Below are 21,826 nucleotides of genomic sequence, written 5' to 3'. Positions count from 1 at the left end.
TTGCTCGCGTTCGGCCAGCCGGCGCCGGGGCTAAGCTATCTGGACCGCCCCGCGGCCTTCGGCATCGTCGAGAACACCCTCGGCGAGATCGCAGTCGTGCGGGTGACCAAGCCCGGCAAACCGCCCTATTTCGACCTGCCGGGGGGCGCGGTCGATCCGGGGGAGACCGAACCCCAGGCCGTGGTCCGCGAATTTGGCGAAGAGACCGGCCTGGTGGTCGAGGTCGATGACCTGGTCGTCACGGTCTCGCAGGTCTTCCTGAAGTCCGACGGCCAGCCGGTGCGGAATTTTGGGGGCGTCCACACGGCGCGCATGATCGAACTGAAGGCCGGGCTCAAGGTCGAGGACGATCACGAACTGGCCTGGCTGGATCCTCGCGACGCCGTGGTCGCCTTGCGCCACGACGCCCATGCCTGGGCCGTCGCGGCGTGGATGCGCCAAGGCTAGAGCCCTCGTTTAGAACAGGCCGATCGAGCGCGTGGCGAAGGTCGCCGGCTGAGCGCGGCGCGCGGCGCGCAGATCGGACAGCTGGGTGCGGCTCAGTTCGCTCCGCAGATCGGCGCTGAAGTCCTGATAGCAGGCGCGAATCGACAGGCCGCGCAGCTTTTCCTTGGCGGTGCGTGCGGCGCAGACTTGGTCGGCGGCCTGCTCGGCGCGCTGCATGAACTGGGCGGCGTCGGAAGGACGCGACAGCTCCAGGTCGCCGACCTGGATCCGGGCGGGTTGAACGGGTTCGGCGGCGTGAGCGGCGGTCAGGCCGATGATCGGCGTAGCGGCCAGAGCCAGGGCGGCCACAGCGGCCAGGCGGTTGATGAACTTGGACATTGGGTAACTCCCTCGATGTGCGCCAGGCGCGTTTTCTGAGTGAGGGTTTAGATCCGACAGAACGCAGATACCCGTTACGTCTGCTTCATGACGCGGAATTAAGTCTATGAAAATAAAGTCATAATTGGCCCCGGCCCGATCGTGATCAAGCGGCGGCGAAGTCGCGGCCGGAATGGATCTCGCTCTGGCGGATCGGCAGGGTGAAGCTGACCGTCGTGCCTTCGCCCGGCGTGCTGGCCATTTCCAGCGCCCCGTCATGCATCTCGATCAGCGACTTGGTCAGGGCCAGGCCCAGGCCGGTGCCCTGGGTGGTCTTGGAGAGCTGGCTCTCGACCTGTTCGAACGGACGGGCCAGGCGCGCCAGGTCTTCCTTGGCGATGCCGATGCCGGTGTCCTGCACCGAGACCCGCACGCGCTCGCCCAGGGGATCGCGGCGCACCTCGGCGCGGATCGTGATGCTGCCGGCGCGGGGCGTGAACTTGATGGCATTGGACAGCAGGTTCAGCAGCACCTGCTTGACCGCCCGATAGTCGGCCTCGATCTCGGGCAACTGCGGGAAGTCGATCAACAGCTTCAGGCCGGCGGCCTCGGCGCGATTGCGCACCAGACGCACGGCGTCCTCGGCCACGTCTTCCAGGTTCAGCGGCTCGAACTTGAGGTTCATCTTGCCGGCTTCGATCTTCGACATGTCGAGAATGTCGTTGATCAGGGCCAGCAGGTGCTGGCCGGAATTGTGGATGTCCTGGCTGTAGCCCTTGTAGCGCTGGTCGCCGAGCTGACCGAACATCTCGTTCATCATGATCTCGGAGAAGCCGTTGATGGCGTTCAGCGGGGTGCGCAGTTCGTGGGACATGTTGGCCAGGAATTCGCTCTTGGCCTTGTTGGCGCCCTCGGCCTTGACCTTCTCCATCTCGTACTTGCGGGCCAGCTCGGCCAGTTGCTCCTGACTGCGCTCCAGGCCGTTGACGGCGCTTTGCAGCTGTTCCTCGTTGAGGCGGCGAGCTTCTTCCTGGTTCTTGATGGCGGTGATGTCGGCGGCGGTCATCACAAGGCCGCCTTCGGCCGTGCGGCGTTCGCTGATCTGGATCCAGCGACCGTCCATCATTTCGGCCTCGCGCACGCCCTTGGCGCCGTCGGGCGCCGGATAGTCCTGTTTGATGGCCAGGGCCGCGAAGCGGTTGACCTCGGCGCGGGCCGCGCCGGGCTTGAGCAGCTTGGGCTCCAGCGAGAAGACGCTGCGGTAGTTGCGGTTGCACATCAGCAGCCGGCCCTGGCGGTCCCACAGCACAAAGGCCTCAGAGACGCTCTCGATGGCGTCGCGCAGGCGGTTCTCGGCGGCCTGGGCGCGGGCCTGGGCCAGCCGTTCTTCGGTGACGTCCAGGGCCACGCCGATGATCCGCACGTAACCGTCCTGCCCCGGCTTGCCGAAGCCCTGTCCGCGGGCGTCGACCCAAATCGAGCGGCCGCCCTGCTGGGTGGCGGGCACCCGGAACGAGACGTCGAAGGCGCCATACATCGCGGCATTGGCCAGGGCCTGACGGACGCGCTCGCGGTGATCGATCGAGATGCGGTCCAGCAACTCCTGACCCGAGACGATGCCGCCGCCGCCCCAGCCGAACATCGCGCCGGTGACGTCGGACAGGAACACCTGGTCGGCCCGCAGGTCCCATTCCCAGATGCCGCAGCGCGCGGCCTCGACGGCGAGGCGGAAGCGCTGCTCGCTGTCGACGAATTCGCGGTGTGCGATCTCGGCCTTGCGGCTCTGTATCATCAGCAGCAGGGCCAGGGCGATGCCGACGCCAAGGGGCGCTAGCAGATTGAAAGCGCCTTCCATGACCTGGCGGTCCAGGTTGGCGACATTGCGCGACCGTGCGCCGGCCACGGCCAGCAGGGCGCCCTCGGCCAGGGGCTGCACGGCCACGTCCAGCAGGGCGCCATTGGCGGCCTGGCCGCGCAGGGCGGCGCTCTGGCCGCCGACGTCTTCCATCGACAGCGCGAAGGCGTCGCGGAAAGTCTGCATGCCCTGAACGATCCGGCCCTGGGTCGCGACCAGACTGCCATCGGGCAGGGCGATGGCGCGGGCGCCGCCCTGGCCGGGGTCGACGAGCAGTCGGCTGGGATCGCCACTGGCGATGATGAAGTTGCGGCCGGTCGACGCCGGGGCGACGGCGGCGACATACAGGCGGCCGTTATCGCCCGCCGCACCGATCCAGGTCGAGCGCCCCGACGCGGCCGCTGCGCGGGCGGCGGCTTTCCAGTCCGCGCCCTCGTCGCGACCGGCCACGGCCTGGACGCCCGATGGCCCGGCGACCGCCACGGCCATCGCTTCGCCGCCGCTGGCGCGCAGGGCGATCTCGGCGGCGTCCATGGTGTCGGCGGGGTCGCGCTGGAGGATGTCGGAGGCCGCCGAAAGACCGGCGCGCTGGGCGGCCAGATTGGCTTCAATGCGGCTGGCCACTAGGCTGGCTTCTATGGCGAGGCTGGCGCCGCCGGGCGCCATGGCGGCCTCGTCCTGCAGGCGCTTGACGCCGAAAGCGGTGTAAACAGCCAGCAGGAGCAGGGCGGCCAGGATGGCGACGCGGACATAGACCTGCGACGGCGAACGCGCGGTGATTGACCGCACGACGCCCGCCGCGGAAAGTCCGGCTCCCGCCAGTCTTCCGGGTCTCGCATCCCCAATTCTCAAACGCCCAAGGCTCCCGAACAACAGTCTGGCGAGTCACTTCGCCACATCGGCTGAATCTACCGCACGCCAAAGGTCCCCGTCACGGCCGAACGGCCGATTTGGCGGGGTATGGGCCTAATGGTCGCAATTGATCCGTCTGCGACCGGGCGTGGCTTTGTCAGTCGAGCGCCTTGGCAGCCAGTTCCAGCACGTTCTTGGACAGGCCGGGATGGGCGGCGACGCCCTTGAGGGTCTCGCGCATCTGTGCGCCCAGGGCTTCCGGATAGCGCCGCCAGCTGCCCAGGGGCTCGACCAGTCGCGCCGCAGTCATCGGGTTGTAGGCGTCCACGGCCAGGATCTTTTCGGCCAGGAAGCGATAGCCGGCGCCGCTGGGATCGTGGAACCGCGACGGGTTGAAGTTGGCGAAGGTCGAGACCAGCGCCCGGAAGCGGTTGGGGTTGGTCGCGTCGAAATCGGCGTGCTTCGTCAGGGCGACGATGCGTTCCAGCACGTCGGGCGACGGATCGCGGGCCTGGACGGCGAACCACTTGTCCAGCACCAGCGGCTCGTCCTTCCATTTGGCGTGGAAGGCGGCGAGGGCCCGGTCGCGGGCTTCGCCGCCGATCTGGACCAGGGCCGACAGCGCGCCCATGGCGTCGGTCATGTTGGCGGCCGCCTCGAAGTGGCCGACAATGCGCTCGACGTTCACCGCATGTGGATCGGCCGCCAGCAGGTCGGCGCAGCCATTGCGCAGGGCCCGCTTGCCGGCGGACTGCGCGTCAGCCGAGAACTCGCCGGCCGTCTGCAGATCGCCATGCAGGCGGCGCAGCAGGTCGCCCAGATGCACGGCGATGCGGGTGCGCAGGGCGCTTCGCGCCGTGTGGATGGCCGCCGGATCGGCCGGTTCCATGGCCAGCGACAGGTCCGGCTCGCTGGGCAGGGCCAGCAGCAGCGCCTTGAAGGCCGGCTCTGATAGCTCGTCCAGCAGGGCGCGGCCCAGAGCGTCGGCATAGCGCTCTTCGCCGACCTCATCGGGCGCGCCGCCGGCGCGGGCCAGGATCAGGTCGCGGGCCAGGGTCTGGCCGGCCTCCCAGCGGTTGAAGAGATCCGGATCGGCGGCGAACAGCCCATAGCGATCGACCGACCGGGCGTCGGTGGTCAGGTTCACCGGGGCCGAGAAGCCGCGCAGGGCCGAGATCACGGGCGGGGAGGCGACACCTTCCCAGCGGACCGTCTTTGTCGCGCCATCCAGCACCACGACCTCGCTGTCACGCAGCGGTGCGCCGTCAGAATCGAGCAGGCCGATGGTCACCGGGATCGGCAGGGGCCTCTTGATCGACTGGCCGGGCGTCGGGGCGGTGAACTGGGTGAGCGTGATCTCCAGCGCCCTGGAGTCCTCGTCATACGCGCTGACCAGCGACACGCTGGGCGTGCCGGCCTGTTCATACCAGGCGAAGAAGTCGGTCAGGTCGCGTCCGGAGGCGTCGGCGAAACAGGCGATGAAGGCCTCGACCGTGGTCGCCTGACCGTCATGGCGCTCGAAATAGAGGTCGCTGCCCTTCCGGAACGCCTCGGCGCCCAGCAGGGTCTTGAGCATGCGGATGATCTCCGCGCCCTTCTCATAGATCGTCGCGGTGTAGAAGTTGTCGATCTTCATATAGCTGGACGGCCGCACCGGGTGGGCCAGGGGGCCGGCGTCCTCGGCGAACTGGCGCGCGCGCAGGGCCTTGACGTCCTTGATCCGCTGGACCGCCGCGCCGCGCTGATCGGCGCTGAAGCTCTGGTCACGGAAGACCGTGAAGCCCTCCTTCAGGCACAGCTGGAACCAGTCGCGGCAGGTGATGCGGTTGCCGGTCCAGTTGTGGAAATACTCGTGGGCCACGACCGCCTCGATGCGCTCGTAGTCGGCGTCGGTGGCGGTTTCGGGATCGGCCAGCAGCAGGGAGCTGTTGAAGATGTTCAGCCCCTTGTTCTCCATCGCCCCGAAATTGAAGTCGCGCACGGCGACGATCATGAACAGGTCCAAGTCGTATTCACGGCCGAACGCGTCCTCGTCCCACTTCATCGAGCGCTTGAGGCTGTCCATCGCATAGGCGCCGCGCGGCGCCTGGCCCGGATCAACATAGACTCGCAGGGCGATGGTCCGACCGCTCATGGTGACGAAGCTGTCCTCCAGCACGTCCAGCTCGCCGGCCACCAGGGCGAACAGATAGGCGGGCTTGGGGAAGGGGTCGTTCCAGACGGCGTAGTGGCGGCCGTCATCCAGTTCGCCGCCTTCCCACAGATTGCCGTTGCTCAGCAGGTAGCCGAACGCCTCATCGGCCTCGATCCGCACGGTGTAGCGGGAGAGCACGTCCGGGCGATCGGGGAAGTAGGTGATGGTGCGGAAGCCCTCGGCCTCGCACTGGGTGCAGAAACGACCACCTGACATATAGAGACCCATCAGCGCCTTGTTGGCGGCCGGATCGATCTCGACCTCGGTCGTCAGCACAAAGGTGTCGGGCACATCGGCCAGGGTCAGGAACTCGGCGTCCAGCCCGTAGTCCGACGCGCTCAGGTCGCGCCCGTCGATCGCCGCCGAGATCAGTTTCAGCCGCTCACCGTTGAGCACCAGCGGCTCACCCGCATCGCCCGTGCGCCTGATTTTCAGCGTGGCCAGGACCCGCGTGGACGAGGGCTCAAGCTTGAAGACAAGCTCGGTCTCTTCGATCTCGAACGGAAAGGGGCGGTAGTCGGCGAGCCGGATGGCCTGGGGCGTTTCTGTGCGCATGCGGGCAATCTAGAGGTCCAGGGCAGCCGGCGCGAGAGCCCTTAAGTAATTAGGCCTGGGCGAAAGGCCACATTTTCCGTACGGACTTGTTCCTAATCAAAGAATGCGCGCTCAACTGGGCGCAATCCCCTTTTCGGGCGCCCCCAATGCAGCGCCTGGTTCGAAATAAGGGGATAAAGATGACTATCGCGACCCGCCTGGCCCTGACCTGCGTCGCCAGCCTCCTGGCCGTTTCCGCCGCTCAGGCTCAAGAGGCCGTCAAGCCGAAGGCCAAGGGCGATCTGGTTTTGAACGTCCGCGTCACCGATGTGGCGCCCGACGCAGGCAACTCGATCGTCACCGCAGCGGGCGCCGCCACGGGCCTGAGGGCCGAGGTCAGTGACGACATCAAGCCGACCATCGGCCTGTCCTATTTCTTCAGCGACAAGTTCGCGGTCGAGGTGATCGCCACCACCACCCAGCACACGGTCAAGGCCGTGGGCGGCGCCACCAATGTCGAGGTTCACAAGACCTGGGTCGTGCCGCCCGTCGTCTCGCTGCAATACCATCCGTTCCCGGCGGCGAAGTTCAGCCCCTACGTCGGCGCGGGTCTGAACTACATGCTGTTCCACAGCAGCAAGGACAAGAACGGCTTCAAGGTGAAGCTGGACGACGGCTTCGGCTATGCCCTGCAGGTCGGCGCCGACGTGCCGCTGAACGCGCGCTACAACCTGAACATCGACGTCAAGAAGGTGTGGTTCGAGACCGACGCCTCGATCAATGGCGGCGCCCTGAAGTCCAAGGTCAAGCTGGACCCGATCGTGGCTTCGGTCGGGGTCGGTTACCGCTTCTGATCTGTCGCCTTGCATGTCTCCGCTCGACGACTAAACCCTGCGAGGGGTGCAGTCGCGGGCGGGGATGAGCATGGTTGAGCGGGAATGCGGCGCGTGCGGCCAATGCTGCAAGCTGATCGGCGTGCGCGAGCTCGACAAGGCGCCCCACGTCTGGTGCCGCTACTACCGTCGCGGCAAGGGCTGTGAGGTCTATCAAGTCCGGCCGGCCGGCTGCGGTGAGTTTGCCTGTGACTGGCTGCTGGACCCACGTCTGGGCGATGACTGGCGACCAGACCGCAGCGGGTTTGTGCTGCATGCGGGCGAGGGCGGGCGGGTCGTCAATGTCGAGCTCGACCCGGCCCAGCCCAACGCCTGGCGGCGCTCGCCGTTCGAGGCCGTGCTGCGCGGCTGGGCCAGGGAAGGTTCGGCCGAAGGCATGGACGTGCTGATCTGGATCGGGCGGCGCTGCCTACGTCTTTTGCCAGGCGGCGGCGAGATCGATCTGGGCGTCGTGCGTCCGGCTATCGAATTCACAGCCCACGATCGACTGCGGCGTCCCGGCTCCGGCCGGGACTGGCCGGCCTAGTTTTCGATATTGCTCACGGCCTCTGCGGCGGCCGGAACCTCGTGCAGATAACGCTCGATGGCTGACGCTTGGTGGGCCAGGGCGGCCAGGGCGGGCGGCGCATCCTCGGGATGGTCGGCGACCAGTTCCAGGATCTGACGGGCGATGGCGTGCAGGCGCGGGGCGCTGGCGATCAGCCGCGCCTGATATTCGATCTTGCGCGGATCGCGGTCATACTCCGCGCCCGGCGTCCGCCACCCGCCCCAGTCGTTGGGATCGGTGACCACCACCGGATAGGTGCCGGGATAGGGGTGGTGGGGGCAGTCGCTTTCCTGCTGCCACTTGTTGCGGGCCCGCAGCACCCGCCAATGGGCGACGATGCCGGCGCCCTCGGCGTCGATCTTTTCCTCGGGCTTGAGCTCATGGGCGTGGAATTCGCGGCCCAGACCGACGTCATAGGTGACCCGCACGGGCTCGTCGAAGCCCTTGGCCCAGATCGGTACGATGCGCTCGATCGTCGCCCAGGCGCCGACGCTGTCGACCCAAACCTTCTGGTTGCGCTGATAGACGGTCTTGGCCATGGCCCCTTGGACGCGACGTGAACTGGACGATCGTCATAAGAACCTGAAATCCTTGACGCCGGGTCAATCTTTCCCTGCGGTGAAAGGTCAGTCAGGGTGTTTCCAGAGACGGGCCAATCGTAGAGTTCCGTCGTGGGCGTGACAGCCGAAAGTGGATGCCGGTTTCGGCGACGGTCACGCACACAGTGATAACAACGAGCCTGCCCACAGGGCAGGCTCCTGGGAGGCGACCGGTGGATTTCGACTTTTCCGACGACCAGAAGTTCCTGAAGGACGAGGCGCGCAAGTTCCTCGACGGGCGCTGTGGCCCCGCTGTCGTGCGCGGCGTTCTGGATGACGCCAACCGCTCGTTCGACCAGGACCTGTGGACCGCTGTCGCCGAGCAGGGCTGGCTGGGCGCCTGCATTCCCGAAGAGTTCAACGGCCTGGGCCTTGGCCGGGTCGAGCTGTGCGCCATCGCCGAGGAACTGGGCCGCGCTGTCGCGCCGATCCCGTTCGCCTCGACGGTCTATTTCCTGGCCGAGGGCGTGATGCTGGCCGGTAGCGACGCCCAGAAGGCCGCCGTCCTGCCGCGCATCGCCGCCGGCGAGCTGATCGGTTGCCTGGCGACCTCGGAAGGTCCGGGCGTGGTCAATGCTTCGAACCTCGCCTGCCGGGTCGAGGGCGGCAAGCTGACGGGCGTGAAGATCCCGGTCACCGACGGCGACGTGGCCGACATGGCTCTGGTCCTGGCCAGCGAGGGCGGCAAGCCGGCCCTGTTCCTGGTCGATCTCAAGGCCAAGGGCGTCGTGCGCGAAACCCTCAAGAGCCTGGACCCCACGCGCGGCGTGGCCAAGCTGACCTTTGACGGTGTGACGGCTGAGCGTTTGGGCGAGGCGGGCGCTGGTTTCGAACTGGTGCAGGCGATCATGGATCGCGCCGCCGTGCTGCTGGCTTTCGAACAGCTGGGCGGCGCTGACCGGTGCCTGGAGATGGCCAAGGAGTATGCGCTGGGCCGATACGCTTTTGGCCGCGTCATCGCCGGCTACCAGGCGATCAAGCACAAGCTGGCCGACATGTACGTCAAGAACGAGGTCGCCCGCTCCAACGCCTATTACGGGGCCTGGGCGCTGACCGTCGATGCGCCAGAGCTGCCGATCGCGGCCTCTGCGGCCCGCATCGCGGCGTCTGACGCCTACTGGTTCGCTAGCAAGGAAAGCATCCAGGTGCACGGCGGCATGGGCTTCACCTGGGACGTCGACTGCCACCTCTATTATCGGCGCTCGCGCCAGCTCAGCCTCGTGGCCGGTGCGCCGCGGGTCTGGAAAGAGCGGCTGGTCAGCCAGCTCGAACAAAAGAACGCGGCGTAAGGGAAAGACGATCATGGATTTCAACGATTCACCCGAAGAAGCCGCCTATCGCGAGAAGGCCCGCGCCTGGCTGGTTGAGAACGCCGCCGCGCACCGCGCGCAGTTTGGCGAGCTGAAACCCAACACCGACCAGCACATGGTCGCCGCCAAGGCCTGGCAGGCCCGCAAGGCTTCCGGCGGCTATGCCTGCATCACCTGGCCGGCCGCCATCGGCGGGGGCGGCGGTACGCCGATCCAGTCGGTGATCTTTGGCCAGGAAGAAACCAAGGCTGGCCTCAGCTACGGCTATTTCACCATCGGCCTGGGCATGTGCGTGCCCACGGTGATGGCGTTCTCAAACACCGAGACCAAGCAGCGCTTCGTCAGCCCCGCCGTGAAGGGCGAGGAGATCTGGTGTCAGCTGTTCTCCGAACCGGCCGGCGGCTCCGACGTCGCGGCCCTGCGGACCCGCGCTATCAAGGACGGCGACGAGTGGGTCATCAACGGCCAGAAGGTCTGGACCACCGGTGCCCACTATTGCGACTACGGCATCCTGCTGACCCGGACCGATCCCGACGTGCCCAAGCACAAGGGCCTGACGATGTTCTGGATCGACATGAAGGACGCCGCCGTCGAATGCCGGCCGATCCATCAGATGTCGGGCGGGCGCGAGTTCAACGAGGTCTATTTCACCGACCTGCGGGTCAAGGACAGCCAGCGTCTGGGCGAGGTCGGCGAGGGCTGGAAGGTGGCCCTGGTCACCCTGATGAACGAGCGTCTGGCCGTCGGCGGCTCGTCGGGTCCCAACTATCGCGAGATCATGGCGCTGGCGCGGGAACTGACCGGCGCCACCGGCCCGGCGATCAAGGACAACGCCTTCCGCGAAAAGCTGGCCGACTGGTACGTGCAGTCGGAAGGTCTGAAGTTCACCCGCTTCCGCACCATGACCGCCCTGTCGCGCGGCCAGACGCCGGGACCGGAAAGCTCGATCGGCAAGATCATCGCCGCTAACCAGATGCAGGACCTGGCCAATATCGCCGTCGAGATGGAAGATCAGTACGGCATCCTGATTGACCCGGATCAGGCCCCGGCCGAGGCGGCGTTCCAGCAGAGCCTGATGTGGGCCCCCGGCCTGCGGATCGCCGGCGGCACCGACGAGATCCTCAAGAACATTATCGCGGAGCGGGTGCTGGGCCTGCCGGGCGATGTGCGCGTCGACAAAGACGTGGCCTTCAAGGACATGCCGACCGGGCGCTAGTCCTAGTCAGGTCTGATCCGGGTCTGGCCGCGCTCGAAAACCGGGCGCGGCCAGCCTGATTCTGGGCATGATCAAATTCGCTTCGCGGTTGCGTCCGTCATGGTTTCGCAATCTTGCCCCGCGTCGAATCTCGCCCGTGTTTACTGAATTCCCCTGAGGCGCGAGTCCTTGCGCGGACGTGTCAACACGCCGCTAGGCGAACGCTGTTGCTTCACCTTGACAGCCTGCGACACCGGGCACATGAGTCCTTGATGGTTATGGTTAACGGCGTGCTGGAGGGGGAGTGATGCACGAAGCCAGCGATGCTGTTTCGCGCTATTCCGCGCTCCGAATGACCCTGTTTGGGGCGGTTTCCCGGCGAGGCGCCCTGCTGCGCCGCGTTCCGATCGGGGCGCTGGTCGCCGCCGTAGTGATTCCCCTGGTGGGCTGCGACGTCGGCCCCAACCTCTGGCTCCAGAGAAAGGCCAGCGCCTGTCCGCGTCCGCAGGCCGCCCAGGGCGTCTCCGGGCAGTTCAATCAGCAGCAGCAAGAAATCCGGGCGCTTCGCCAGGGTGGCTTCCGCGGCGACTTCTTCGCCCAGCTGGAACTGGCCCGCCGCTACGAAGGCCAACGATCGGTCGACAAGAACCTCGAGGATCAGGTCGAGGCGGCGGTGTGGTACGCCATGGCCCTGTCCAACGCTGGCGGCTACGCGCCGATCGCGGCCTATGAGCGCCGCGGCAAGGGCGATGGCCGGGCCCTGTCGCGCTTCGACGACTGCCGCGCTTTCGAGCGCCAGAGCGCCTACGGCGCGCTGGATCGGCTGCTGGCGCGCATGTCGACCGAAGAGCGCGAGAAGGTCCGCAACCGCGTGATCTACGTGCTCTCCAGCCAGGGCGCCGACGGCTATCGCGTGCTGGCCCGCATCCATGACGGCTTCTTCGGCCCGTATGGCGAGCCGTCCGACAATCTTCAGGCCGTCGACGCCTATGGCAGCCAGAAGCGCGCCGGCACGCCGGCCGCGCTGGACCTGTTCCGCCGCAACGACGTCGACGCCTATCTCTACAATTACCTGGCCGTGCAGACGGGCGACGTCTCGGCCTATGTCATGCTCAAGGACTTCGAGCGGTCCTCGCCGCAGCGGGCCTCGTATGGCGCCTTCGTCGAGACCAAGGCCAAGCGCTGGATTCCGCCCTACGAGTTCTACCCGCCCGAATCGCCGGAATCGGGCGTGCCCCATTCCGACGAGTCCGACCAGTCGGGCGAAGCCAGGGAAGCGGCTCAGACCCGCCTGCACGAACTGCCCTTCGTCCATATCGGCGAGGCCCTGGCCTATCTGCGGGTGATCCCGTCACCGGTGCTCGACGAGAAACTGCTGGCGTCAGGCGACGCCCAGACCTTCCAGGCGATGATCGGCCGTCCGATCACCGGCCGATTGAGCGCCATCGAGAAGGTGAGGGCGGTGCAGTACGCCGCCGTCAACGGATCATCCAAAGCCCAGCTCGTCCTGGCCGTGATGTATTCCGAGGGCGTGGGCGTGCCCCGCGACTATGCCCGCGCCTATCACTGGTATGAGGAAGCCGAACGCCAGGGCTCGGCCGAGGCCAAGTACGCCATGTCGACCTTCTTCTCGCTGGGACTGCAGGGCGTGGCCGACCAGGATCGCGCCAGGGCCGTGGTCTATCAGCTGGATGGCGCCCTGGCCGGCTTCAAGCCTTCGGTCTGGCGCTTGCAACAGTTGCTGGCCCAGGTCTCGCGTCCGCCCAGACCCGCCGCCGAGCGCGGTGGTCGGCCCTACATCGAAAGGGACTATCGATGAGCCGCCTGAGCCGCTTCCTGGCCCTTGTGGCCGTGCTGTCGCTCGGCTTCGCTGCGGCCCCCGCCGTGGCGCTGGCCTCGCCGGACGCCAAGGTCGATCAGCAGATCCGTCCCTGTTTTGGGCTGCTGCTGGAGCCCAACCTGTCGCGGGGCTGCAAGACCAGCTATCGCCCTAAGGTCAAGCCGTGCCCGCGCGGCAGCTACCGCGTTCGCGGTCGCTGCGAGGTCGCCAGTGGCGGTCGCCCCGGCTATGTGCAGCGCGAGATCAACTGCGATTACGCCTATCCGGGCCAGGTCAATGACACGCTGGCGCGTCTCTATGACGGCGACTATCTGACCCTGACCTCGACCCAGGGCCGGGCCTGCGTCGAGTCGCTGAACATTACCCAGTCGGTCACCATCCTGGTGCGTGACTACACGCCGTCGCGCAATTCACCGATCCTGGTGGCCCCGTCCGGCCAGCCCTGCATCCGTATCGCACCGGGCGTGCAGTATGTGGTGCTGGAAGGTCTGGGCATCGAGGCCGTCCGCGCCGGTCAGGCCTCGTGCATCACCGGCCGCGCCACCGAACTGGCGCTGAAGGGCGTGACCATCCGCTATAGCGGCGAAGGTTCGGCGATGGACGTGCAGGACAGCCGTATCGAGCTGCAGAACACCGTCTTCATCGGCCGCACCCGCCAGCCGGTGGTCAAGGCCACGGGCGAGATCATGGCGTCCAATGTCGAGATCGCCGCCACCGCTATCGGCGCAGCCTTCGAGACGTCGGGCGACAGCCGCATGCGGGATATCCGCATCACCCGCCTTGGCGACTGGACCGGCTCGTCGCGAACCCGCAACTCGGCCGGCTTCGTGATCGCCGGCATGAACCGCCAGCAACTGGTGAAGATCGAAGGCCTGTACGTCGACGGTTTCTCGCGCGGCGTCTATGTGGGCGGCGGCGATGAGACCACGCTGCTCAATCCCGTGGTTCGCGAAAGCGACTGGGCGGTGGTGCTGGAGAACGCCAACCTGCAGATTCGCGGCGGCGACCTTGAGGCCACGGACGTGGGCATCTATGCCGCCTCCGGCATCGTGTTCGCTTCCAACAACCGCATTCACCGTGTCATGCGCTCGGGCATCTATGCCGACGCCGGCGGTCAGGTCCGGTCGGTCGACAACCGCGTCTTTGCCCGTCCCGGCGGCTGCGAGGCCCTGGTCAAGGGCCACTTCAACGGCGAACTGACGTGCCGTCCCTGGTTCGAGGCGCCGGAGGTCTTCCGCTCGCCACGCGATCAGGCCCGCCTCGACTTCGACTCGTACTGGCCCGCCCCGACCGCTCTGCCGGCCTCGGCGACCTCGGCTCCGCCACAGCTGTCTGATGACGCTCTGGCGGGCGGATCTCAATCAGGGGGAGCCCCCAAGTGAGCAAGTTCGTCCACGTCTTCGCCGTCGCCCTGACGGTCGCCGCCTCGCTGGGTGCGGTCCAGGCTCAGGCCCAGAGCGGTCGCGGACCCGGCGGCGGTCGACCCGCCGCCTGCGGCGAGCCCCTGACCGGGAAGGCGCCGGATATCATGACCTATGACAGCGCGACCGGCACCCAGGTGTTTGTCGGCGGCGGTCGCGGCGGCGATACCGAGATCTCGGCCTACAATGCCCAGACCCGCTCGGCGGCGGCCCTGAACGGCGATCTCAGCCGGCCCGGTCTGGTTTCATCCTGCGCGGTCGACGGCTTCACCCGCGAGTCGTACGGCGTCACGCCCGACGGCAAGGGCAAGATCTCGGTGAGTGGTCGCGACGAGCGCGGCGAGCGCTGGGCCTTTACCCGGGCCGATGGCCAGGTCGAGGTCTGGGATCCTCACGGCGACAATCATTGCTTCAAGTCCGGCCTGGGCATCTTCACCCCCAACGGCAATCTGGGTCTGGCCGTGGCCAGCCCCCCTGGCGCGCTGGGTCTGGGCGTGGCGCTGGGCGATCGCTTTGGCGGGGTCGGCGTCGGCGGCAACCGCAACTTCGCCGGCGTGGGCCTGGTGGGATGCTGAAGTCAGGCCTGATCCTGGCCCTGACGGCGGCGGCCCTTTGCGGCTGCGCGCAGCCGCAAAAGCCGTTCGGACCGCCAGCCCCTCATTCGCCGTCGCCGGACCGGGTCACCCCGCCGCCGCCGCCGATCGACGTGATCCGGCCCCGGGTCTGAGGCCTTACGGCGCGATCGTCGGCAGGAAGGTCGGGGCCTTGCGCTTCATCGTGGCCTGCTCATAGGCATAGCCCAGGTTCAGCAGCAGCTTTTCGCTCCAGGCCGGGCCAATGAACGACAGCCCCACCGGCAGGCCGGTGACCTGGCCCATCGGCACGGTCAGGTGCGGATAGCCGGCCACGGCGGGCAGGGTGGTCGGCGACCCGCCATAGTTGTCGCCGTTCAGCGGATCGATGGTCCAGGCCGGACCGGTGGTCGGGGCCACGATGGCGACAGCGCCGGTCTCCTTCAGGATCCTGTCGATGCCCTCGGGACCGGCCAGCCGCTTGGAATCCGCCAAGGCCTTGATGTAGTCGGGATCGCTGTAGCCCTTGGTCTTTTCGGCCTTCTCGAAGCTCTCCTGGCCGAACCATTCGAACTCGTGGGGCGTCGCCTTGTTGAAGGCGATCAGGTCGGCCAGCGTACGGCTGGGGACCTTCTTCGGATCGGTCGAGGCCAGATAGGCGGCCAGGTCGACCTTCAGCTCGGTGTAGAGCACCACGCCCTCGGCCGCGCCGATCGGACCCTCGTCGAACGCTTTGACCTCGACCAAAGTCGCGCCCTGGGCCTTCAGGTCGGCCAGGGCCTGCTCGAAGACCGCGTCGGTCTTGGGCGAATAGCCGGTGTAGAACCGCGCCACGGCCAGGGTGACGCCCTTCAGGGCATCTTTCGACAGGCCCTTGGCATAGTCGGTCTTGTGGCTGTCGGCGGCCTTGGTCGCCACATCGGCGGGATCAGAGCCGGCGATGGCGGTCAGGATCCTGGCGGCGTCCTCGACCGTCGTGGTCATCGGGCCGGCCGTGTCCTGGCTGTGGCTGATCGGCACGATGTGGGTGCGCGACACCAGGCCGACGGTGGGTTTGAGGCCCACCAGGCCGTTGATCGCGGCGGGGCAGGTGATCGAGCCGTCGGTCTCGGTGCCGATGGCCGCCCAGGCCAGGCCGGCCGCGACAGCCGCGCCCGAGCCGCTGGACGAGCCGCAGGCGCTGCGGTCCAGCACATAGGGGTTGCGCACCGTGCCGCCCACCGCGCTCCAGCCGCTGATCGAGTTGTTGGAGCGGATATTGGCCCATTCCGACAGGTTGGCCTTGCCCAGGATCACCGCGCCGGAATCCCGCAGACCCTTGACCAGCGGCGCGTCGCGGCCGGTGACATTGTCCTTCAGGGCCAGGGAGCCGGCGGTGGTGGCCAGCGGCTCGGCGGATTCGATATTGTCCTTCAGCAGGATCAGCAGGCCGTGGATGGCGGAGCGAACCTTGCCGGCCTTGCGTTCGGCATCGCGGGCCCTGGCGTCGGCAAGGGCGGCGGGGTTCACGGCGATCACCGCGTGGAGGATGTCGTTCTTGGCCTTGATCTGGTCCAGGTAAGCCCTGGTCGCCTCTTCCGAGGTTTGAGCGGCGGCGCTGGTGGCCAGCAGGGCGGCGACGGCCGCTCCGGCCAGGCAGGCGATCTTGGTCATGCGAGTATCCCCACGCGGGCCGACATTACAGCTCGGCCGAACGGGCCGGAGGATGAGGGTAAAACCCTGTCGCCGCCAAGCCTATCCTTCGTGGTCAGACGAAGACGGCCACGTTCTGCCGCGCGGCGATCAGCGGCCGACCTCCCTGGTCCCACAGCATCATGCCTTGCGTGGAATAGCCGTCGCCGATCGTTTCGGCCGTGCTGCGCAGCAGGCGCCAGCCGTCGTCGTCTTCGGCCGGCAGGTCCACAACGTCGAGCGACCAGGTCATGGTCGAGATCGGGCCAAACTTCGGGAACAGGGTCATGGCCGGCGGCGGCGGGGTGTCGGCCAGGGCGACGAGGGCCGCCAGGGAGCGCGCAGCCGGGTCGCGGTGGCGGATCCACAGCAGATATTCCGGCGGCAGGCCCGACAGCGGCCGCGCGCCGCCGGCGATCCGCACCTCGAACTGTCCGCCAAAGCCGGGGCCGCCGCCCTTGGGGAAGAAGGGCTCGGAGTCTTCGGGGGTGGGCACGGTCGGGCAGGGTAGGTCGCTGTGCGAGACCAGCGACTCCCGCGCCGCGCCGAAGGTCAGGATGGCCCGCGTCGCCAGGCCCTGCTCGCCCACCAGATCGACGCCGACGAACAGGGTCGACTTGCCCTGGCGCAGCACTGTCGTCTCGATGGCCAGTTCTCCGGCCGCCGGTCCGATGAAGGCGAACTGGCCCGAGCGCAGGGGCGGGGCCTCGGGCAGGGTCCGCAGGGCCGCTTCCAGGCACAGGGCCGCCGACAGTCCGCCATAGGTGGTGCGGCCCTGTTTCCAGTCGTCGGTGACATGCGCAGCGTGGCCCGAGGCCGTCGTGGTGATGCCGGCGATAAGGTCGGTATAGGTGGTCACGCGAAGATTCCCTGGAGCTTTGCCCAAGGTTCGTTTTCTTTCGCTACGGAAGTCAAGGGCAGGCCTCAGCCGCCGGTCGAATCCACGATGATGGCCACGGTCTTGCCGCGCGACAGCGGATCCCATCCCGCCACGATGGCCGAGGCGATGGCCTTGGCCACCAGTTCCGGCGCGACCTGCGAGGGCTTCAGCAGCGGCGCGCCATAGCGCGGCTGTGGGCCGGGCGGAAACTCGATCACGGCTTCGCGCTGACCTTCCTTGTGGCGCACGGCGATCGCCATGCCATGCCGCTCGGGGGCGTCGCTGGACCAGCCGGGCTGGCGATGAAGCCGCCACATGTAGGGGTCCCCCGCGACCTCGATTTCAAACTCAGGGCTCAGTTTTGTGCGCGCCATGCAAGGGTGTTAGCCCGTCACGCGCCCTCAGGCCACCCCGACCCGCTTCGCCAGCCGCTATCGGCTCCCTGTGGCCAAGGCCAGGGCGCAAGCTCGCGACCTCGCGCGGGAAACCGCCGAGTGGGTGGGAAGGGTCGCGGAGCGTCCGGGCCTCGCCCGGATGAGGGAGTAGATTGATACCGTTTCGACGAAGACAGACGCTCCGCGCAGCCGTTATCCGGTGAGCCCTCGGGGCGCGGGGTTTTAACCCGCTTCCGACGTTAGGCCCCCGACGGGTGGAGGGGATAGCGACCCCGTCCAGACCGCATGGGCGATTTCAGCCCATGCCTGTTGCGACATCGCCGCTTGCATCCTCGGGCCGATGTCAGCGGCGAACGGTCAGGGTGGGCCAGGCCACCTTGGCGACGAGGGTCACCCCTTAAGACCGTTGGCCAGCCAACACCCGCTGACACTGGCGGCGAGCGCTTCCCGCTCGACCACACCCCAAGGCCCATCAGGTCGCCGGCCGACGTCCCTTCCCTTGCCTTGAGGTAAGATCGATTATGCGGGCGGTTTCAGCGCGTCTGACAGGCGCGATCAACTATTTTACAAGCCGTTGATCCGGCTGGGGTTTGTGTCGGAAAGAACGGGGATTGGGCGCGGTTTATCCCCGTGCCCGGCCGGTCGCGCGCCGCCTCTAGAGGGCGCCAACCGACGTAACGGTCAGCGCCAGACATCTGGTCACTCAGCGCTACGCCGATGGACGCCCTCAAGCGGACGTCGGTAACTTCTGATGAGGGTGGAGAGTGGACGCTCTGAACGAAACCCTCTCTCTTTGAGAGAGGGCGGGGCCCGCCGCCGTAGGCGGTGGGAGGGTGAGAGGTTTCGCCGTTGGCCGGAAAATCTCGATTCCTGTCGTTGAGCGCCCTGACGCTTCAGATCATGCTCTCGACATGGACAAGACCGCCATTGCCCGTCGCCTCCGCCGCAACCAGACCCTGGCCGAGAAGACGCTATGGACCCTCGTTCGCAATCGGCGACTGGGCGGGTTCAGGTTCCTGCGGCAGGTCGCTATAGACCGCTACTTCGCCGACTTCGTCTGCGAGGCGGGCAAGCTGATCGTGGAGCTAGACGGCGAGGCCCATGAAGGCCGCGAGGACTATGATGAACAGCGCACCCAGGCGCTGGAACTCTACGGCTATGTTGTGATGAGGTTTCCCAACGCGCGGGTGCTGACCGACCCTGGCGGCGTATCAGATGACATCCTGGCGGTGCTTCGTTCGGACAGGGTGTAACCTCTCACCCTCCCACCGCTGCGCGGCGGGCCCCGCCCTCTCTCAAAGAGAGAGGGTTGATTGAGCCCGACTTGGGTCGAAAGCACGAATTTGTGCCCGGTCCACCAGCAGACCTTCGAGGCCCCCATAGGCGTCGCGCTGAGCTACCAGATGTCTGGCGCTGGCCGTCCGGTGTACTGGCGTTGTGTAGCCGTTTCAGTGCAGCGTGGCCGACGCGCTCATCCAGGCGCCCAGGGAGCGGGCCTGGCGGGTGGCCAGTTCGTCTTCCAGCGAGATTTCCTCGAGCGAGATGGCCGCCAGCAGCCAGTCCTCGAGATCGGACTCAGAGGCGCTACCGTGCTCCAGGGCGTCCTTGAGCGCGTGGATCAGCCATTCGACGGCGTCATCGGTCTTGAACATCAGGCGTCCTCGATCAGTCCTGATCAGGATAGGCGGCGCCTGGTGATTTGAGGCTGTGACAAAAAGTCAGTCCGGGCGGGCGTTTTGACGCAGCTTCCGTTCGCGGCGCGGCGCCGCGAACGGATCCGATAGAGGCCATATACCAACGGCTGTTGATGCTGACCTCAGAGGGTCCAACTCTGAAAACACGCCGTCACCCCGGGACTTGTTCCCGGGGCCCATGGGTCAGCTTCCTCGGAGTTCTATTCTGCGCCGCATCTGCGGTTGCACAATGGGCCCCGGGAACAAGTCCCGGGGTGACGAGGATATAGAGCGCGAGGAGTCGAACTCAGCGGCGCTTGGTATTACTGCCCCTTCAGCTTGCGGCCGAAGAACTCCAGGTGCGTCTTCAGCACGCTGAGACCCTTGGTCTTGCTGCGGGGCGCGCTGTGGCGCTCGCCGGGATAGAGGGCCATTTCGAAGGGGATGGCCTTTTTCTGCAGGGCCGCGATCAGGCGGGTGCTGTTTTCGAAGATGACATTGTCATCGGCCATGCCGTGTAGCAGCAGCAGGCTGCCGGGCGGCATCTTGTCCAGACGGTTCAGGATATCGGACCGCGCATAGCCGTCCTTGTTCTCGTCCGGCTTGCCCATATAGCGCTCGGTATAGGCGGTGTCGTACAGGCCCCATTCGGTGGGCGGGGCGCCGCCGGCCCCGGCCTTGAAGGGGCTGCCGTCGGCGGTCAGCATCATCAGGGTCATGAAGCCGCCATAGGACCAGCCCATGACGCCCAGGTTCTCGGCGTCGACGTAAGGCAGGGTCTTCAGATAGTTGGCGCCGACCAGCTGGTCGTCGACCTCCACCGTGCCCATGCGGCGATCCAGGGCGCGCTTGAACTTGGCCGAGCGGTTGGCGGTGCCGCGGTTGTCGAGCCGGAAGATGATGTAGCCGGCCTCCAGATAGGTGCGTTCCGAGGCGCTCTGCCACACCTTCTTGACGTTTTGGGCGTGCGGGCCGCCATAGACCGCGACGATGGTCGGGTACTTTTTGGCCGGATCGAAATCGAACGGCTTGATCATCGCATAGTGCAGAGCCTCGCCGTCGCCCGCCTTCAGGGTTCCGTACTCCGGCGTGGTCAGGGTCGCGGCATAGGGCCAGTAGGGATGACCCTGCGCCAGCCGGTTTTCCTCGATCCAGCGCACCCGCTTGCCGTCAGGGTCGTAGAGCGCGGTCTGCGGCGGAGTCCTGGGATCATTATAGGTGCCGGCGAAGGCGCCGTTGTTGGCGACCTTGGCGGTCCACCAGCCGCCCGCCGGGGTCAGGGCCTTGGGCTTGCCATTCTTGCCTTGGGGAGGTTTGGCGTAGGAGACCTCATAGAGGCGGCGCTCGATCGGCGTGTCGATGGAGGCGCCGAAGATCACCACCTTGCGGGCTTCATCGACGCCCTCGACCCGGTCCATGGGCCAGTCGCCCCTGGTGATCTGGGCGATCAGCTTGCCGTCGGCGGCGTGGCGATAAAGGTGATTGAAGCCCGACTTTTCGGACGACCACAGGAAGGTGCCGTCGCTTAAGGGCCGGAAGTCTTCGTGCACCTCTATGAAGTGGCGGTCGGTCTCGGTCAGGATCGTCTTGCCCTGACCGGTGGCGGGGTCGAAGGCGATGATGTCCAGCGTCTTCTGGTCGCGCGACAGGCGCTGCACATAGACGGTCTTGCCGTTGGCCGACCAGTCGACGCGGGCGACATAGATGTCCTTGTTCGCGCCCAGGTCCAGTTGCACGGCCTGGCCGGTGGCCATGTTGCGCACGAACAGGTCGACCACGGCGTTGGGGCGGCCGGCGCGGGGATAGCGCTGCAGAACCACGGTGGCGCCGCCGGGGCCGATATCGGCGCGGGGCACGATGTCGACGCCGCTTTCGTCGACGCGCGTATAGGCGATGTGGCCTTCGCTGGGCGACCACCAGTAGCCGCTGAAACGGTCCAGCTCTTCCTGGGCGATGAACTCGGCGACGCCGAACGACAGGGTGTCCTTGCCCTCGGTGGTCAGGGCCTTTTCAGGCCCGCCGTCAATCGGCTTCACATAGAGGTTCTGGTCGCGCACATACGAGACATAGCCGCCCAGCGGCGAGACCTTGGCGTCGACCTCGTCGCCCGGGGTTTCGGTCAGGCGGGAAACCTTGCCGTCGGCGACGCTGTCCAGATAGAGGTCGCCGTCCAGCGGAACCAGGATGAAGCGGCCCTGGCTGTCCCAGCTGTATTCAACGATGCCGCGCGACAAGACGCGGGCCCGTTCGCGGCGGGCCTTTTCGGCCTCTGACAGTTCCTTGGCGCCCGAGGACAGGGCGGCGGAGTCGATCAGGCGATAGGGCTCGCCGCCGGCCACGTCGGCCGCCCACAGGTCCTGGACATTGGCGGCCTCGGCCTTGGCCTTCAGATAGGTGACGCGCTTGCCGTCCGGCGACAGGGCCACGCCCTGGGCGATGGGGCCCGTCAGGCTGGGATCGGCGAAGATGCGTTCAGGGGTCAGCTTTTCCGCCCCATTTGCGAAAGATCTTACCGGCGAAGTCAGGGCGAGGCACGCCGCGAGGGCGGTAAGCGAGGGTCTGATCATGGCGCGAGACGCTAGTGGGACGCC

At 66.9% G+C, this 21,826-nt stretch carries 19 protein-coding genes; 10 read left to right on the top strand and 9 right to left on the bottom strand.

Translation table 11 applies throughout. The annotated features are described in order from the left end of the window. On the top strand, positions 1-447 hold the full coding sequence (locus tag ACN2C7_RS14730; protein ID WP_419317737.1) for an NUDIX domain-containing protein: 447 nt from the start codon (positions 1-3) through the stop codon (positions 445-447). Positions 448-456: 9 nt separating this feature from the next. Here the strand turns inward: ACN2C7_RS14730 and ACN2C7_RS14725 are convergent, their stop codons facing one another. The 3 genes from ACN2C7_RS14725 to pepN form a co-directional block, all read right to left on the bottom strand. Then, complete coding sequence (locus tag ACN2C7_RS14725; RefSeq protein WP_419317735.1) at positions 457-825, bottom strand: UrcA family protein; 369 nt, start codon at positions 823-825, stop codon at positions 457-459. Between the two features lie 145 nt (positions 826-970). Further along, entirely contained in the window at positions 971-3,505 is a 2,535-nt protein-coding gene (locus ACN2C7_RS14720) for an ATP-binding protein (RefSeq protein ID WP_419321480.1), read from the bottom strand. 163 nt (positions 3,506-3,668) lie between these two features. Then, positions 3,669-6,260, bottom strand: a complete 2,592-nt coding sequence (pepN, locus tag ACN2C7_RS14715; RefSeq protein ID WP_419317733.1) for an aminopeptidase N — start codon at positions 6,258-6,260, stop codon at positions 3,669-3,671. A 179-nt stretch (positions 6,261-6,439) separates the two neighbouring features. On the opposite strand from pepN, the gene ACN2C7_RS14710 reads away from it, so the two are divergent. Then, entirely contained in the window at positions 6,440-7,093 is a 654-nt protein-coding gene (locus ACN2C7_RS14710) for an OmpW/AlkL family protein (protein WP_419317731.1), read from the top strand. A 70-nt stretch (positions 7,094-7,163) separates the two neighbouring features. Further along, positions 7,164-7,658, top strand: a complete 495-nt coding sequence (locus tag ACN2C7_RS14705; protein WP_419317729.1) for a YkgJ family cysteine cluster protein — start codon at positions 7,164-7,166, stop codon at positions 7,656-7,658. Here ACN2C7_RS14705 and ACN2C7_RS14700 read toward each other — a convergent pair. Continuing rightward, on the bottom strand, positions 7,655-8,218 hold the full coding sequence (locus ACN2C7_RS14700; RefSeq protein ID WP_419317727.1) for a hypothetical protein: 564 nt from the start codon (positions 8,216-8,218) through the stop codon (positions 7,655-7,657). The two genes, ACN2C7_RS14705 and ACN2C7_RS14700, sit on opposite strands and share 4 nt — an antisense overlap. A gap of 233 nt (positions 8,219-8,451) precedes the next feature. Between ACN2C7_RS14700 and ACN2C7_RS14695 the strand changes: the two genes are divergently transcribed. From ACN2C7_RS14695 to ACN2C7_RS14670, 6 genes are all read left to right on the top strand, one after another. Then, the gene (locus tag ACN2C7_RS14695; protein ID WP_419317725.1) at positions 8,452-9,567 is read left to right on the top strand and encodes an acyl-CoA dehydrogenase family protein; all 1,116 of its coding nucleotides are present in this window, start codon (positions 8,452-8,454) and stop codon (positions 9,565-9,567) included. A 13-nt stretch (positions 9,568-9,580) separates the two neighbouring features. Next, positions 9,581-10,804 (top strand): acyl-CoA dehydrogenase family protein, encoded by a 1,224-nt coding sequence (locus ACN2C7_RS14690; RefSeq protein WP_419317723.1) that lies wholly within the window; start codon positions 9,581-9,583, stop codon positions 10,802-10,804. A 286-nt stretch (positions 10,805-11,090) separates the two neighbouring features. Further along, positions 11,091-12,602, top strand: coding sequence for a tetratricopeptide repeat protein (locus tag ACN2C7_RS14685; RefSeq protein ID WP_419317721.1), 1,512 nt, complete (start codon positions 11,091-11,093; stop codon positions 12,600-12,602). Further along, positions 12,599-14,005 carry a hypothetical protein gene (locus tag ACN2C7_RS14680; RefSeq protein ID WP_419317719.1) on the top strand — a complete coding sequence of 469 codons (1,407 nt, stop codon included), beginning with the start codon at positions 12,599-12,601 and terminating at the stop codon, positions 14,003-14,005. The genes ACN2C7_RS14685 and ACN2C7_RS14680 overlap by 4 nt, the downstream gene beginning before the upstream one ends. Beyond that, positions 14,002-14,619: a hypothetical protein gene (locus ACN2C7_RS14675; protein ID WP_419317717.1), complete on the top strand. Its 618-nt coding sequence runs from the start codon at positions 14,002-14,004 to the stop codon at positions 14,617-14,619. The genes ACN2C7_RS14680 and ACN2C7_RS14675 overlap by 4 nt, the downstream gene beginning before the upstream one ends. After that, positions 14,613-14,771, top strand: coding sequence for a hypothetical protein (locus tag ACN2C7_RS14670; protein ID WP_419317716.1), 159 nt, complete (start codon positions 14,613-14,615; stop codon positions 14,769-14,771). Before ACN2C7_RS14675 ends, ACN2C7_RS14670 begins: the two co-directional genes overlap by 7 nt. A 4-nt stretch (positions 14,772-14,775) precedes the next feature. Here ACN2C7_RS14670 and ACN2C7_RS14665 read toward each other — a convergent pair whose 3' ends face one another. The 3 genes from ACN2C7_RS14665 to ACN2C7_RS14655 form a co-directional block, all read right to left on the bottom strand. Next, a complete protein-coding gene (locus ACN2C7_RS14665; RefSeq protein WP_419317715.1) occupies positions 14,776-16,269 on the bottom strand; it encodes an amidase in 1,494 nt (497 codons plus the stop codon). A gap of 94 nt (positions 16,270-16,363) precedes the next feature. Beyond that, positions 16,364-17,146, bottom strand: coding sequence for a thioesterase family protein (locus tag ACN2C7_RS14660; RefSeq protein ID WP_419317713.1), 783 nt, complete (start codon positions 17,144-17,146; stop codon positions 16,364-16,366). Positions 17,147-17,211: 65 nt separating this feature from the next. After that, the gene (locus tag ACN2C7_RS14655; protein ID WP_419317711.1) at positions 17,212-17,541 is read right to left on the bottom strand and encodes a hypothetical protein; all 330 of its coding nucleotides are present in this window, start codon (positions 17,539-17,541) and stop codon (positions 17,212-17,214) included. A gap of 932 nt (positions 17,542-18,473) precedes the next feature. On the opposite strand from ACN2C7_RS14655, the gene ACN2C7_RS14650 reads away from it, so the two are divergent. Continuing rightward, the gene (locus ACN2C7_RS14650) at positions 18,474-18,815 is read left to right on the top strand and encodes an endonuclease domain-containing protein (protein ID WP_419317709.1); all 342 of its coding nucleotides are present in this window, start codon (positions 18,474-18,476) and stop codon (positions 18,813-18,815) included. A 195-nt stretch (positions 18,816-19,010) separates the two neighbouring features. Here the strand turns inward: ACN2C7_RS14650 and ACN2C7_RS14645 are convergent, their stop codons facing one another. Then, a complete protein-coding gene (locus tag ACN2C7_RS14645; RefSeq protein ID WP_419317707.1) occupies positions 19,011-19,214 on the bottom strand; it encodes a hypothetical protein in 204 nt (67 codons plus the stop codon). A 344-nt stretch (positions 19,215-19,558) separates the two neighbouring features. After that, the gene (locus ACN2C7_RS14640) at positions 19,559-21,802 is read right to left on the bottom strand and encodes a DPP IV N-terminal domain-containing protein (protein ID WP_419317705.1); all 2,244 of its coding nucleotides are present in this window, start codon (positions 21,800-21,802) and stop codon (positions 19,559-19,561) included. Positions 21,803-21,826: the final 24 nt, after the last annotated feature.

The organism is Caulobacter sp. ErkDOM-E (genome assembly GCF_048541895.1).
Classification (GTDB): Bacteria; Pseudomonadota; Alphaproteobacteria; order Caulobacterales; family Caulobacteraceae; genus Caulobacter.
This window is presented reverse-complemented; position numbering and strand designations above follow the sequence as displayed.

Coding starts and splice junctions, on each gene's coding strand:
- ACN2C7_RS14725 (WP_419317735.1), bottom strand. CDS start 825: ATGTCCAAGTTCATCAACCGCCTGGCCGCTGTGGCCGCCCTGGCTCTG.
- pepN (WP_419317733.1), bottom strand. CDS start 6,260: ATGCGCACAGAAACGCCCCAGGCCATCCGGCTCGCCGACTACCGCCCC.
- ACN2C7_RS14710 (WP_419317731.1), top strand. CDS start 6,440: ATGACTATCGCGACCCGCCTGGCCCTGACCTGCGTCGCCAGCCTCCTG.
- ACN2C7_RS14705 (WP_419317729.1), top strand. CDS start 7,164: ATGGTTGAGCGGGAATGCGGCGCGTGCGGCCAATGCTGCAAGCTGATC.
- ACN2C7_RS14700 (WP_419317727.1), bottom strand. CDS start 8,218: ATGGCCAAGACCGTCTATCAGCGCAACCAGAAGGTTTGGGTCGACAGC.
- ACN2C7_RS14690 (WP_419317723.1), top strand. CDS start 9,581: ATGGATTTCAACGATTCACCCGAAGAAGCCGCCTATCGCGAGAAGGCC.
- ACN2C7_RS14685 (WP_419317721.1), top strand. CDS start 11,091: ATGCACGAAGCCAGCGATGCTGTTTCGCGCTATTCCGCGCTCCGAATG.
- ACN2C7_RS14680 (WP_419317719.1), top strand. CDS start 12,599: ATGAGCCGCCTGAGCCGCTTCCTGGCCCTTGTGGCCGTGCTGTCGCTC.
- ACN2C7_RS14670 (WP_419317716.1), top strand. CDS start 14,613: ATGCTGAAGTCAGGCCTGATCCTGGCCCTGACGGCGGCGGCCCTTTGC.
- ACN2C7_RS14665 (WP_419317715.1), bottom strand. CDS start 16,269: ATGACCAAGATCGCCTGCCTGGCCGGAGCGGCCGTCGCCGCCCTGCTG.
- ACN2C7_RS14655 (WP_419317711.1), bottom strand. CDS start 17,541: ATGGCGCGCACAAAACTGAGCCCTGAGTTTGAAATCGAGGTCGCGGGG.
- ACN2C7_RS14650 (WP_419317709.1), top strand. CDS start 18,474: ATGGACAAGACCGCCATTGCCCGTCGCCTCCGCCGCAACCAGACCCTG.
- ACN2C7_RS14645 (WP_419317707.1), bottom strand. CDS start 19,214: ATGTTCAAGACCGATGACGCCGTCGAATGGCTGATCCACGCGCTCAAG.
- ACN2C7_RS14640 (WP_419317705.1), bottom strand. CDS start 21,802: ATGATCAGACCCTCGCTTACCGCCCTCGCGGCGTGCCTCGCCCTGACT.